The sequence below is a fragment of the Nocardia exalbida NBRC 100660 genome (assembly GCF_000308575.1).
GTDB classification, from domain to species: Bacteria; Actinomycetota; Actinomycetes; order Mycobacteriales; family Mycobacteriaceae; genus Nocardia; species Nocardia exalbida.
In genome coordinates, this window is the sequence record NZ_BAFZ01000054.1 from 50,347 (window position 1) to 63,262 (window position 12,916).

Below are 12,916 nucleotides of genomic sequence, written 5' to 3' on the forward strand. Positions count from 1 at the left end.
CATCGTTAGGCGGCCGCGAAGAGCGCGACAGCGCCGACCGTCTCCACCACGCCGTAGAACCAGGTCGGGTAGAAGGCCGTCCGCTCATCGAGCACGGCGGACGCCACCCGGCCGACGGCCATGCCCGCCAGCGCCGCGCCGACGGCGACCATGATCCCCCCGCGCAGCGTTCCCAGGCCCGCCGCGGCCACCGCGAGCACGGCCGCCATCGCGAGGCCGAAGCCGCCGTAGACGGCGCGCACTTCGTACCGGGCGCTCGCCTCGGTGAGCCGGATGCCGAACGGCCGAATCAGTGCGGCGGGCGCGGCGAGTGCGTACACGCCCATGCCGAGGAAGAAAACACCGATTACAGCGCACACTGCCTGTGCCACTGCGACCTCCAACTCTCCGGTTCGGTTCGGGAAGCCCAGCTTGCGCCAGGGCCGGGGCCGGACGCTTCCGAAAACCCGCTGCCTCGAGTCGCGTCGGCGCTCGCCGGGCCTGCTTCGCGAGTCAGTCGGTCGCCCGCCGCCGGGGCATCATGGCCGCGGCCACGACCATGACAACGGCCATCACCGCGATCGTGACGAAGACCAGATGCACCGCCGAGGCCAGCGCGGCGGGCAGCGGGTGATCGGTGTGGCCGACCCGCGAATTCACGATCGCGCCGAACACCGCGACGCCCACCGCGCTGCCGATCGAGCGCGCGAACATGTTGGCGGAGGTCACCACGCCCCGTTCGGTCCATTCGGCGCTGGTCTGCGCCGCGATCAGGGTCGGAGTCGCGACCAGGCCCATACCGGTGCCGATGACGAAGCACGACGCGGCGACCTGCCACAGCGCCGAGTGCTCGGTGATCAGCAGCGTGCTCGCGGCGCCGACCGCCGCCAAGCCGCTGCCGATCAGGGCGGTCGCGCGGAAGCCGATGCGCAGGTACACCTTTCCGGCTTGGGACGCGGCCAGCGGCCAGCCCAGCGTGAGCGCGCCGACCGTCAGGCCCGCGACCAGCGCACCCGTGCCGAGCACACCCTGGGTGAAGGTCGGCACATAGGAGGTCGCGCCGAGCAGGACGGCGCCGATCAGCACCGACACCAGGCTGCTGGCGATCACCACCCGCCGGGTGAATACCCACAGCGGCAGGATCGGATTGCGCGCCCTGCGTTCGACCAGCCCGAACAGCACGAGCAGGAGCACGCCGCCCGCGAAGATCGCGACGCTCACCGGCGAGGACCACGCCCAGGCCTGGCCACCCTCGAGCAGCCCGAGGATCAACGCGCCCGCCCCCACCGCCAGCAGCGCCGCACCCGGATAGTCGACGCTCTGCCTGCGGCGCGGCGCGGCCTCGGCGAAAGTGCGCACCAGCATCCATCCGGCCAGCGCGCAGAGCGGAAGGTTGATCAGGAAGATCCAGCGCCAGCTGACGTACTCGGCGAACAGGCCGCCCAGCAACGGGCCCGCCACGCTCGACATGGCCCACACGCTGGCCAGATATCCCTGGACCTTGGCGCGCTCCGACAGCGTGTACAAGTCGCCCGCGATCGTCATCGTCATCGGCTGGATCGCTCCGGCGCCGATGCCCTGGACGGCGCGGAAGACGATCAGCCCGAGCATGCTGGTCGCCACGCCGCACAGCAGCGAACCCAGTGCGAACATCGCGATCCCGAACAGGATCACGGGTTTACGCCCCACGGTGTCGGCGAGCTTGCCGTAGATCGGCACCGTCACCGCCTGCGCCAGCAGATAGATGGAGAACAACCAGGGGAACTGCGCGAAGCCGCCGAGGCTGTCGGTGATGGTGAGTACCGCCGTGGCGATGACCGTCGAGTCCAGCGCGACCAGCGCGGTCGCCAGCATCAGCGAGCCGAGGATGGCGCCGCGCTCGGATCGGAGCCCTACGGACGCCGTCACAGTCTCGGTCGCCACCGCGGCCCCTCTCGTTCGCCTGTCTAACCACCTCGAACGACCGTATCCGCCCTCCGGCTATTCCCGCACACGGATTTTTCGTGCTCGGAGCGGCCCGGCCACCGCGGCGGCGGTCCCGCGAGCAGCCCTGGCGAGGCGCCGGCGCGACTGTAATCGTCGGTGGCCGGCGCCCCGGGTCACCGGTGCGGGTCCGCCCCGGTCGGGGGCGGCTGTGCCTCGAGCACGGCGAGTTCCTCGTCGGTGAGCAGTCGCGAGCGGATCAGGAAGCGCACCCCTTCGGGCGCTTCCAGGGAGAATCCGCTGCCCCGGCCCGGCACCACATCGACGGTGAGATGGGTGTGCCGCCAATACTCGTACTGGTCGGCGCTCATCCAGAACGGGGTGTCCGCCGCCGCATACCCCAGCAGCACGTCGGACGCGCCGACCCGGAATTCGCCGCGCGGATAGCACATCGGCGCACTGCCGTCACAGCAGCCGCCGGACTGATGGAACATCACCGGGCCGTGCTGCTCGATCAGTTGGCGCAGCAGCGCTCGCGCCGGTCCGGTGAACTCCACGCGACCGGCCGGATCCGGCATCAGAAGAATCCGAGCTTGTCCGGCGAGTAGCTGACCAGCAGGTTCTTGGTCTGCTGGTAGTGGTCGAGCATCATGCGATGGTTCTCGCGCCCGATGCCGGACTTCTTGTAGCCGCCGAAGGCGGCGTGCGCGGGGTAGGCGTGATAGCAGTTGGTCCACACCCGGCCCGCCTTGATCTGGCGGCCGAGGCGGTAGGCGGCGTTGATGTCGCGAGTCCACACCCCCGCGCCGAGTCCGTAGAGGGTGTCGTTGGCGATCTTCAGCGCCTCGTCGACGGAGTCGAACGTGGTCACCGACACGACCGGTCCGAAGATCTCCTCCTGGAAGATCCGCATGTCGTTGCGCCCGGAGAAGATCGTCGGCTCGACGTAGAAGCCGCCGGGGAACTCGTCGACCTTGCGCGGGCCCCCGCCGGTGAGCACCTCGGCGCCCTCCTGGCGGCCGATGTCGATGTAGGACAGGATCTTTTCGAACTGGTCGTTGCTGGCCTGCGCGCCGATCATGGTGGCCTCGTCCAGCGGGTTGCCGCTGCGGATGGCTTTGGTGCGTTCGATACACCGGGCCATGAACTCGTCGTAGATCGAGGAGTGGATCAGCGCGCGGGACGGGCAGGTGCACACCTCGCCCTGGTTGAGCGCGAACATCACGAAGCCCTCCACCGCTTTGTCGAGGAAGGCGTCGTCGGCGGCCATGATGTCGGGCAGGAAGATATTGGGACTCTTTCCGCCCAGTTCGAGCGTGACCGGGATGATGTTCTCGCTGGCGTACTGCATGATCAGCCTGCCGGTGGTGGTCTCGCCGGTGAAGGCCACCTTGGCCACGCGCGGGCTGGCCGCCAGCGGCTTGCCCGCCTCGACGCCGAAACCGTTGACCACGTTGAGGACTCCCGGCGGCAGCAGATCGGCGATCAGCTCCACCACCTTCAGGATCGAGGCCGGGGTCTGCTCGGCGGGCTTGAGCACCACGGCGTTCCCCGCGGCGAGGGCCGGCGCGAGCTTCCAGGTGGCCATGAGGATCGGGAAGTTCCAAGGGATGATCTGCCCGACCACGCCGAGGGGTTCGTGGAAGTGGTAGGCGATGGTGTCGGCGTCGATCTCGCTGATGCCGCCTTCCTGGGCGCGGACCGCCCCGGCGAAGTAGCGGAAGTGATCGACCGCCAGGGGCAGATCGGCGGCCAGCGTTTCCCGGACCGGCTTGCCGTTCTCCCAGGTCTCGGCCACTGCCAGCGCCTCGAGGTTGTCCTCGATCCGGTCGGCGATCTTGTTGAGCAGGTTGGCTCGCTCGGTGGTCGACGTGGCGCCCCACGCGTCGGCCGCCCGGTGCGCGGCATCCAAGGCCAGTTCGATATCGGCGGCCGAGGACCGCGCCACCTCGCAGAAGGTCCGGCCGTCCACCGGCGAGGGATTCTCGAAGTAACGGCCTTCCACCGGGGCGGTCCAGGCACCGCCGATGAAATTGTCGTAGCGCGCGGCGAATTCGACGACGCTGCCCTCGGTTCCCGGCTTCGCGTAGCTCATGGCGGGTGACTCCTCGCTGGTTGCGGACGTGATGCGCACGGCGCGGCGGCCGTGATTCGGGTCACTATGCCTCGCGAGGGTTGACGAAACGTTGAGGCGCGCGAGCTCAGTCGCGCAGCGCGCCGTGCAGCCGGGCGGCCGCCAGCGCACGACGCCCGTCGCCCGCGGGCAGCAGGCGAAGCGCGTGTTCGTGGATCTCGATGTCGTGCGGTGCGCGCTCGCCGTAACGCAGCGCGTGCTCGACGTTTCCGCTGGACAGCACCGCGGTGCGTACGCCGACCGCCAGGTACTCGCGCCACTGCACGATGCCGGGGGTGTCCGAATCCGGCAGCAGCGGCCCGCGATACAGCTCGACCGCCGTGGCGGTGTCGCCCGCTTCGAGCGCGGCGAGCACGTCCACGGCGTCACAGGACAGCGGGCTCACCAGGCGATAGACCCGGCTGGCGATGTCGCCGCCGGTGGCGCGCCGCAGGTAGGACATCTCGGATTTGAGCGTGCTGGCCCCCACCGGCCGGTCGCCGTACACCGCGAAGTGCAGACGTTCGTGGCTGAACCCGTCGGGTTCGAGTGCCAGCAGGGTCAGGATCTCCAGGTGCCTCGGGCGTAGCCGCACAGGTGCGCCGTCACGGATCAGGCGGGCGGCGCCGAGGCAGGTCAGCCGGACCCCGGGCGTGGTGATGCGATGGTGCAGCTTGGTCTCGATGGCGGTGACCAGGGTACGGGCGGTGGACATGGCCAGCGGGTGCGCGCGATCCCAGGTGGTGGACAGGTCCAGCACGCCGAGCTGACGTCCGTCCGCGGCGCGGATCGGCGCGCAGTAGCAGACCCAGCCGTGCAGGGCGGCCACCAAGTGCTCGGCGGAGAACACGGTGTGCGGCCGCGCGGTGCGCAACGCCAGCGACAACGCGTTCGTGCCCATGTGCGCCTCGTCCCATCGACCGCCCGGCGCGAAGTTGACCTGTTCGGCGCGGCGGCGCATCACCGGACCGCCGTGCGACCACAGGATAGTGCCGGTCTCGTCGGTGATCGCCGCGACGTAGTCCGCGCCTTCGGTGATGTCGCGCAATTGGTCGGTCAGCTCGGATACCGGTGTGCGCAGCGGGGACTCGGCCCAGCGGGCGGCCACATCGGCGTCGGCATGGGGTGCGTGCTCGCACGCCGGATCGACGGTGCGCAACGATCGCAGCCACGATTGCGCGACCTCGCTGCGCAGCGCGGAATCGCCCTGCGGTGTCCCGGCGGGTATCCATCGGGACCACTCTTGTTCCAGTGCAGCGCGTCGCTGCGAGAGGGAACTGCGCTGTGCCATCTCCGCGGATCCTGTGTCTTCGCTCCGATCGTCTCCGTGCTCTCCCATCATGCCCCAGCACACGGCCGGGCATTCCGTTTCGGCGCGACGTCCACGGATCTGGACGAACGACGATCGGGTCGCCGCGTTCCCCTGGGCCGACCAGCGCGAAAGTACGCGGACACCCAGGCAATCCCGGCGGCGCGACCGGCGATCGGTGTGCGGCCGTCTTCCCGCCGCACACCGACTCGGCCGATTACGGCGTGGAGAAACCGATCAGCGCACCGATGCCCGCCCCGATCGGAACGGTGACCAGCGCGCCGACTCCGCCGAGGAAGAAGCCGATCACGGCGCCGATGCCCGCGCCGATGAGGGCCCCGATACCGGCGTTGTACTGCTTGCGCGCGAGCGTTTCGTCCTCACCGACGAACTGGGTGAGGCGCTCGCTGGTCGCGGGCGCGTCGACCGGCGTCACCGTGAGGGTGCGGCCCGCATCGGTGATCGTGGGCGCCAGCCCGTGCGCCGCGCCGGAGGCCTGGAACGCCAAGGGCATGGTCGCGACGACCTGTCCCGTCCCGTTGCGCAGTTCGACGGCGCCCGCGTCGGCCGTCAACGCGAAGGTGCCCGCGTCGAGGGTGGTGACCACCCCCGTGCCGTCGGCGGCGGGAGCCGAGGTGAAACCGATTCCCTGCTCGACGCCGTGCACGCTGACCTGTGCCGGTGCCGCGGGCTGTGCGTGCGCGACACCCGTCGCTATTCCGGTGGCTCCGACCGCCAGCAGGGCGGTTGCGGCGAATCTGTTGACTCTCATCGTTTTTCCCCACATAGTCGTGTCGGCCACGAGTGCCGACGAATCCCCAAGATGCCGGTTCTCGGCCCCACCCATTCTGGCCGTAGGGCTTTCGTGAAGCAATCGTTCTGCGAATTTCACGAAAAATCGGTGACATGCCCGCACCCGGGGCGCTACTGAATTACGCACGGGCATCGCTTGTTTCGCTGTCCGATTCAGCCGAATTGCAGAATGTGTGCTGATTCGTCTGGCGTCGAGCAATATTCGCGCAGCGGACGCAGATATCTCCGGAAAATTCAGACGTGACAACCGGTTCGGTACGCGTTCGTCGGTCGAGCGCTGCCGGGGTGCTGGGTTCACCGCCGCCCGGTTCGAGATCGGAGGGGTGAACTTCGCCGCTCGGGCGGTCGCTGGGCGCGACGCCCTGATTCGAGGCCGCTGCGGGGTTGCGGCACTCGATCCGGAGATCGCGTCGGTACGTGTGGCCACCGGGCTCGGGGATCGATTTCGCCAGGTGCCAAATGATTCCGGGGCCGCGCTCATGCGGAGCCCGGCCGCGAAGAAGGCAGCAGGGTCGGCGGCGCGGAGCCGGAATCATCTGGCGTACTGCGGGAGCGCTCCGCTCAGAACGCACTACCGGTGCCGGGGAGCATCCAGGCGATGCCGGGCCAGATGCCGAACGGGCTGCCGTAGAAGCCGAACGGGTTGCCCCCGTAGCCGTAACCGCCCCAGCCACCCCAGCCGCCGTAACCGCCCCACCCGCCGTGGTGGCCCCAGCCGCCGTGGCGGTGCCAGCCGCCGTGGACCTCCTGCGCCTGGCTCACCTGCGCGACGGCCGGCTGCTGCGCCATCGCGGGCGCGGCGACCGCGGCGACGGGGGTCAGTGCGAGCGCGGCGACCATCGCCACGCGGACAACCGCTCGCCGGGCGCGTCCGGTCTCGACGTCGTGAATCATCGGTACTCCCTCACTTCGGTACGTCTTCGTCCGGTCGGTGACCGATTCGGAGGTCATCGACCCAATCTAACCAATGCGTATCGTACCGTTGAATAACGGTACATTCAATGTGGTTCGATCGTGCGAGAATTTCCTCCCCGCGGAGCGTCGCCGGTCGTGACGGGTGGTCGCGCTGGGTACCGTCGGTGGCAGCGGACCACCCGAGAAGGAGTCGATAGATGGCTACCAGTGCCGATGTGCTCACCGACGCCTACGAGCGGATCAAGGAGGTGGTGCACGAAGCGGTGGACGGGCTGGCGGACGACCACCTCGTCCACCGGATCGATCCGGGCGCCAACTCGATCGCGTGGCTGATCTGGCATCTGACCCGCGTGCAAGACGACCACCTCGCGGAAGTGGCAGGCACCGAGCAGGTCTGGACCGCGCAGGGCTGGTACGACCGCTTCGACCTGCCCATCGACGCGGCAGCGACCGGCTACGGTGACCGCCCCGCCGACGTGGCCGTCATCCGGGCGTCGGCCGAATCGCTCGCGGGCTACTACGACGCGGTGCACGAACAGACGCTGCGTTTCGTCCGGAAATTGACCGACAGCGATCTGGACCGTGTCGTCGACGTCCGGTGGGAGCCGCCGGTGACGCTGGGTGTGCGGCTGGTCAGCGTGATCTCCGATGATCTCCAGCATGCGGGCCAGGCGGCGTTTCTGCGCGGCGTGCTGGAACGGACGGAGTAACCGGCACCGGGAAGTCCGCGACCCGTGCGCGGCCCTCGTCGTGCCGTAGGTTGATGCCGCGCAAGCCGAATGTTCACAGAGAGTGCCGTCGTGGTCGTGAAGAGTGTTCTGGTCGGTGTCGCCGTGCTCGTTCTCGTGGGCGTCGTCGTGCTCACGGTCGTCGGCGCCCACTGGTATATCTGGCGGCGGCTCGTGCGGGACACGACCGCGGCGCGGTCCCGCGCGCGGCGCGTCGGCACCGCCATCGTGCTGACCGGGCCATTGCTGCTGTTGGGCGCGACAGTGGCGGAGCTGGCGTCCGCCCCCTTCGCGGTGGTCCGGATCATCGCTTGGCCCGGCTATCTGTGGGGCGCGTTGTTCATGTACCTGCTGCTGGCGCTGGCGGTCGGCGAGCCGATCCGGATCCTCGCGCTACGCCGGTTCGATCGGGGCCGGGCGGTACCGAACCGGGAATCTGTTGCGGAGATCGATTCCGTCCCGGAGTCTTCCGGGGGGAGCGGTTCCGAAGAGGCATCTGCCGGGGGAAGCGGTTCGGCGTCGGAGTCTTCCGTGGGGAGCGGTTCCGGACGGGCGTCTGTTGTGGGGAGCGGTTTCGCGTCGGAGTCTGTTGTGGGGAGCGGTTCCGGACGGGCGTCTGCCGCGGGAAGCGATTCCGCGTCGAAGTCTCCTGCGGAACACGGCTCTGCGCGGGAGTCACCGACGGGAGCCGGTTCCGCGCCGGAGGCACTGCCGGCCACGGCCCCTCCCGCCGAGTCCCCGAAGCGCCTACCGCGCCGCGTCTTCGTCTCGCGGGTGGTGAGCGGCGCCGCCGTCGCCGCCGCGGCGGCCACCGTCGGAATCGGCGCCTACGGCGTCCTGGACGGACCGAGCGTCAAGCGCGTCGCCGTGCCGCTGGCGAAGTTGCCGCGCCGGGCCGACGGGTTCCGCATCGCGGTGGTCAGCGACGTGCATCTCGGTCCGATCCTGGGGCGCGGCTTCGCGCAGCGAGTGGTGCGCAGTGTCAACGACACCCAGCCCGACCTCATCGCGGTCGTCGGCGACCTGGTGGACGGCAGCGTCGAGCACCTGCGATCGGCCGTCGAGCCGCTGGCCGGGCTGCGTGCCCGCCACGGCGCGTTCTTCGTGACCGGCAACCACGAGTACTTCTCCGGCGCCGAGCAATGGGTGGAGCATGTTCAGGAACTCGGCATGCATCTGCTCGCGAACGCCCGCACCGAGCTGCCCGGATTCGACATGGCCGGGGTGAACGACGTACAGGGCGAACGCATCGGGCAGGGACCGGATTTCGGCAAGGCGCTCGGGGACCGCGACCGGGCGCGCACCGCGGTGCTGCTGGCGCATCAGCCCGTGCTGATCGAGGACGCGGTGGCGCACGGCGTCGATCTGCAGCTGTCCGGCCATACCCACGGCGGCCAGCTCTGGCCCGGCAATTACCTTGCCGGGCTGGCGAATCCGACCGTCGCCGGGCTGGAGCGATACGGCGATACGCAGCTGTACGTGTCCCGGGGAGCCGGGGCGTGGGGCCCGCCGGTGCGGGTGGGCGCGCCCTCGGACATCACCGTCGTGAAACTCGTATCGCTCCAGGCTTGACCGCGACTCTCGCCGTCAGCCGAACAGGCCGCCCAGCACACCGCCGCTCTGGCCGGCCTCCTGTCCGCCGCCGGTGCCTCCGACGAAGCCGCCCGGCGGCAGCTCCGACGGCTGCACGATGACGAAACCGTGTCCGGAGAACGACAGCGTCATCCCCTCGCCGGTGCTGCGGCCCATCAGCCTGCCCAATCCGAACGAATCGTTGCGTTTGATGCCCGTCTGCAGGCTCGACGACCAGGCCACCGCCGCCTGCGGGTCGGCGTAGGTCGGCTGGTCGACGTTGAGTACCACCGGCGTGCCGTGGGTGGTGATGGCGATGCGGCCGCGGCCGGTGAAGACGCAGTTGAACAACCCGGCGTTGCTGGCGAATCCGGCGGCGCCCTGCACCATCCGGATGTCGTAGCGCAGAGTCGAATCGAAGGCCAGCACGTTGGCGCCGTTGATGGTGAGCCCGTCGGTGCCGTCGAGGTCGATGGTGTGCACGTCGGCGGCGCCGTTGGCGACGAACAGGTCGCCGCGCCCGGACACCTTCATCAGCGGAACGCCCTCGCCGGTCAGCCGCTGCTGGATCGCCCGGCCGATCCCGCCCGCACCGAGCGCCTGGAATTGCAGATCGCCCTGGTAGGCGACCATCGATCCGGCGCGAGCCATGACCTCGCCGTTGACGGCCACCTTGATCATCTTGCCGCCCTGCTTCTGGATGCCCGCGCCGGTGACTTCGGCGTGGCTGGGGGCGAACAGTTCGCTCTGCATCGGCAGCGCTCCTTGCTGAGGTGAGTGCATCGGTGGTGGCGGCACCGCGGCGGACGGCGCGGAATAGGCCGGTGGCGGTGGGTAGGAAGGCGGTGGCGCGGGCTGGTACGCCGATGGCGGTGGTTGATTCGCCGGTGGCGGGGGAGGTCGATAGGCGGGCGGGGGAGCGGGCGCCGGGGCCTGCGGCGACGGTGGGGGAGCCGCAGCGGGCGCGGGGGCCGGTTCGTCGTCGATGCTCACGCCGAAGGCCGTCGCGATTCCGGCCAGTCCGTTGTCGTAACCCTGCCCGACCGCGCGCACTTTCCACGCGCCGCCGCGACGGTAGATCTCCACGCACACCACGGCGGTCTCGGTGCTCAGCCCGGTCATCGGGAAGGCGAGCGTGCCAGACGGGGACGCGATGGTCGCGCGCAGCGACCCCGCGGACGCGAAGGTGGGCGGGCCGTTGCCGTCCAGGCTCGCGGTGACGACGACGCGATCCACGTCGCCGGGCAGCGCGCTGGTCTGGATGTCCACCACGTCGCCCGCACCCCGGCCGTGCCGGTAGGTGACGCCGGGGGCGACCGGTTGATTGAAGAACACGAAATCGGCGTCGGAGCGCACCCGCCCCGCCGAGTTCAGCAACAGTGCCGAGACGTCGACGGGAGCCGAGCAGGTCACGGTCACCGTCAGCCGGTCGCCGGGCGCGGGGCGGTTCTCACCGCGGGCGAGGTCGGTCACGGCAGGCCGTCCGATCCGCGGCGGCGCCGTCGGGTTGACATGCGATTCACGGGCTCCAGTGTGTCGTGCGGGCGGAAAGCGCGCCACAGAAACACCGGGTCGTGCGTCGATCAGGCGCTTCGAATCGGTGCGCGGGTCGGTCCATCGCCGCCATCGAGCACGTGGCGTTCGCCGATCGGAGGACCGATTCCGGCCGGAAGACACGAGCCGGGACCGGGGCCACTCCGGCGGCGGAACACCGATGGTTTGGCCCGCCTCGGCCGACGTGCACACGGTTGGGCAGTCACGCGCATCCGGCCTGCGGCGGCGAATCCCCGGAACGCGTGAGAGCCCGGCCGTGTCGACCGGGCTCTCGTCATGGATTCGGGTCAGAGGACTTCGGCGTACATGGTGCCGTCGAGGATGCCGAATTCGACCTGCCCCGGGAAGAGGGGCAGGGCGCCGGTGGCGTGCTGGGCGTGGTTGAGCGCGATGGTCTCGGTGGCCCACCGGTGCAACGGCTCGGGTAGACGCAGGACCCGGTGGTCGGTGCAGCGAACGTACGGATAGGTGGTCTCGCCGGGCCGGGCGAGCGGGTTGTGGATGTCGAGGATGGCGATGTCCAGGACCAGGCCGGTGTGCTTGGCGGAGGCGACGGTCGGTGGCTGCAGTTCGATGTCGTCCATGACCGAAGACGGTAGCTCGAAGGATGCCCGATGCGGGTGATTCCACGCGAATGTCCCTGCGATTTCACGGGAAGCGGCGGGACGGCGAGGTTCATCTAATGGGGTGAACCCCACCGCTACCACCAGCGATCGCGGCAGGCTTGGGCATACCGATGCCGCGCCGGATGTCCCGGAGCCACCGGGACTGTGCCGAGCCTAAGCGACGCTGAACGTTCGCGGGGCGTTTCCGGGGAATCGGCGGGCGTTGCCGCCCGGTCCGGATCCGGTGGCGACCGGCCGGTAACCGCCGTCGGAATGTCCGATTCCCGGTGCTGCGGCTTACTATGCCTGCGGCGTCAAAGAAGCTGTGCGCGTTGAGTATCCGGCACGGCGGTGTGCTATTCGATTTTTCCTTCAGGAGGGTGGAAGACGTGCTCTATGTAGTCATCGCGGCCATTGTCGTCGCGTTGCTGGCCGTGTCGGCCGTGGCGATGGTGTGGGATCCGCGCCGTCGTACGGAGTCGGACGAGTACGACTACGAGTACGGCATGGACGAGGACGGTATCGCGCCGGGCGAATATGCCCGGTCGGGCAGCGTCGAATGGCCGCGCAAAGAGAGTGTCTGACCGGCGGTCAGGGCCGCCCGGCAGGCGGTGACGTAGCTGATGCCCAGCCGAGTGCGGCTGGGCATCAGTTGTTTCAGCGAAATCCGCGTCGCTCGGCGACGCCGGTCACTCCACCGTGAAGTCGCGCCACGACGCGTGCAGACCCTGTCCGCGCAGCGACGTGCTGTGTCCGTCTTCGATCGGATGCAAGGTGATGATGCCGAAACCGATCTGCACCGTCTCGGGCAGCTGCGGCGCGCGGGTGGTGTACACCGGGATGTCATCGACGTACCAGCCCGCGGTGCCCGCGGCCCGGTCGATCGTGACGCTGTAGCGGTGGAACTCTCCGGGTTTGATGTCGATCCCCGCCAGCGGCGCGTGCACCACGTGGGTGAACGCTTCTTCCGCGGGGACGACGCCCGGCACGAACAGCCGCTCGTGGATGGCGTAGGCGTGCTTGCTGGTCGCGATCAGGTCGAAGACCTGGGCGCTGCTCATATCGAGGACGTTGAACGCGGCGAAGCCGTCCCGGTAGTCCTCGCCGGTGGCGCCGATGTTCTCCGCCGCCATCTGCACGGTGAAAGTCCGTGCACCGCCGGTGAGATCGAACGTTTCGGTCGACACCAGCAGATGCTTCGGGTTGTCCAGGATCTGGACGTCGGCGTGGGATCGGGTGAAGGCGTCGATCCGGACCGATACGGCGCCCTCGCCGACCTCGGTACGGGCGGCCGGGTCGGCGTAGCGCCAGCTCTGGCCGGGCCCGAGCGGGACCTCCAGATGACGCCACCGGTCCTCGCGGAGGTCCGGTCCGTTCAGGTCGTCGTAAGTCATTGCGGCAGTTA

At 69.4% G+C, this 12,916-nt stretch carries 13 protein-coding genes; 3 read left to right on the plus strand and 10 right to left on the minus strand.

Going from position 1 to position 12,916, the window contains the following annotated elements:
• Positions 1-5: 5 nt before the first annotated feature.
• From ON29_RS12305 to ON29_RS33815, 7 genes are all read right to left on the minus strand, one after another.
• Complete coding sequence (locus tag ON29_RS12305) at positions 6-371, minus strand: DUF4345 family protein (RefSeq protein WP_083863400.1); 366 nt, start codon at positions 369-371, stop codon at positions 6-8.
• A gap of 121 nt (positions 372-492) precedes the next feature.
• Positions 493-1,902, minus strand: coding sequence for an MDR family MFS transporter (locus ON29_RS12310; RefSeq protein ID WP_040866356.1), 1,410 nt, complete (start codon positions 1,900-1,902; stop codon positions 493-495).
• 176 nt (positions 1,903-2,078) lie between these two features.
• Complete coding sequence (locus ON29_RS12315; protein ID WP_040866357.1) at positions 2,079-2,480, minus strand: DUF779 domain-containing protein; 402 nt, start codon at positions 2,478-2,480, stop codon at positions 2,079-2,081.
• Positions 2,480-3,997 carry an acetaldehyde dehydrogenase ExaC gene (gene exaC, locus ON29_RS12320; protein WP_040866419.1) on the minus strand — a complete coding sequence of 506 codons (1,518 nt, stop codon included), beginning with the start codon at positions 3,995-3,997 and terminating at the stop codon, positions 2,480-2,482. The genes ON29_RS12315 and exaC overlap by 1 nt, the downstream gene beginning before the upstream one ends.
• Positions 3,998-4,103: 106 nt before the next feature.
• Positions 4,104-5,306 (minus strand): transcriptional regulator, encoded by a 1,203-nt coding sequence (locus ON29_RS12325; protein WP_040866358.1) that lies wholly within the window; start codon positions 5,304-5,306, stop codon positions 4,104-4,106.
• Positions 5,307-5,541: 235 nt separating this feature from the next.
• Positions 5,542-6,096, minus strand: a complete 555-nt coding sequence (locus ON29_RS12330; RefSeq protein ID WP_040866359.1) for a DUF8020 domain-containing protein — start codon at positions 6,094-6,096, stop codon at positions 5,542-5,544.
• 602 nt (positions 6,097-6,698) lie between these two features.
• Positions 6,699-7,031: a hypothetical protein gene (locus tag ON29_RS33815; protein ID WP_157172756.1), complete on the minus strand. Its 333-nt coding sequence runs from the start codon at positions 7,029-7,031 to the stop codon at positions 6,699-6,701.
• A 218-nt stretch (positions 7,032-7,249) separates the two neighbouring features.
• Here ON29_RS33815 and ON29_RS12340 point away from each other — a divergent pair, with 218 nt between their 5' ends.
• Entirely contained in the window at positions 7,250-7,762 is a 513-nt protein-coding gene (locus ON29_RS12340) for a mycothiol transferase (protein ID WP_040866360.1), read from the plus strand.
• A 90-nt stretch (positions 7,763-7,852) separates the two neighbouring features.
• Positions 7,853-9,352, plus strand: a complete 1,500-nt coding sequence (locus ON29_RS12345; RefSeq protein ID WP_245548925.1) for a metallophosphoesterase — start codon at positions 7,853-7,855, stop codon at positions 9,350-9,352.
• Between the two features lie 15 nt (positions 9,353-9,367).
• Here the strand turns inward: ON29_RS12345 and ON29_RS12350 are convergent, their stop codons facing one another.
• Both ON29_RS12350 and ON29_RS12355 read right to left on the minus strand, forming a co-directional pair.
• Positions 9,368-10,825 (minus strand): AIM24 family protein, encoded by a 1,458-nt coding sequence (locus ON29_RS12350; RefSeq protein WP_040866361.1) that lies wholly within the window; start codon positions 10,823-10,825, stop codon positions 9,368-9,370.
• Between the two features lie 368 nt (positions 10,826-11,193).
• A complete protein-coding gene (locus ON29_RS12355; protein ID WP_040866362.1) occupies positions 11,194-11,490 on the minus strand; it encodes a hypothetical protein in 297 nt (98 codons plus the stop codon).
• Positions 11,491-11,891: 401 nt separating this feature from the next.
• On the opposite strand from ON29_RS12355, the gene ON29_RS12360 reads away from it, so the two are divergent.
• Positions 11,892-12,095, plus strand: coding sequence for a hypothetical protein (locus ON29_RS12360; RefSeq protein WP_040866363.1), 204 nt, complete (start codon positions 11,892-11,894; stop codon positions 12,093-12,095).
• A gap of 105 nt (positions 12,096-12,200) precedes the next feature.
• Here the strand turns inward: ON29_RS12360 and ON29_RS12365 are convergent, their stop codons facing one another.
• Positions 12,201-12,905, minus strand: a complete 705-nt coding sequence (locus tag ON29_RS12365) for a DUF6081 family protein (RefSeq protein ID WP_040866364.1) — start codon at positions 12,903-12,905, stop codon at positions 12,201-12,203.
• Positions 12,906-12,916 lie beyond the last annotated feature (11 nt).

Bases quoted from the DNA above. Each gene is read 5' to 3' on its own strand.
- ON29_RS12330 (WP_040866359.1), bottom strand. From the start codon at position 6,096: ATGAGAGTCAACAGATTCGCCGCAACCGCCCTGCTGGCGGTCGGAGCC.
- ON29_RS12325 (WP_040866358.1), bottom strand. From the start codon at position 5,306: ATGGCACAGCGCAGTTCCCTCTCGCAGCGACGCGCTGCACTGGAACAA.
- ON29_RS12340 (WP_040866360.1), top strand. From the start codon at position 7,250: ATGGCTACCAGTGCCGATGTGCTCACCGACGCCTACGAGCGGATCAAG.
- ON29_RS33815 (WP_157172756.1), bottom strand. From the start codon at position 7,031: ATGATTCACGACGTCGAGACCGGACGCGCCCGGCGAGCGGTTGTCCGC.
- ON29_RS12315 (WP_040866357.1), bottom strand. From the start codon at position 2,480: ATGCCGGATCCGGCCGGTCGCGTGGAGTTCACCGGACCGGCGCGAGCG.
- ON29_RS12355 (WP_040866362.1), bottom strand. From the start codon at position 11,490: ATGGACGACATCGAACTGCAGCCACCGACCGTCGCCTCCGCCAAGCAC.
- exaC (WP_040866419.1), bottom strand. From the start codon at position 3,997: ATGAGCTACGCGAAGCCGGGAACCGAGGGCAGCGTCGTCGAATTCGCC.
- ON29_RS12365 (WP_040866364.1), bottom strand. From the start codon at position 12,905: ATGACTTACGACGACCTGAACGGACCGGACCTCCGCGAGGACCGGTGG.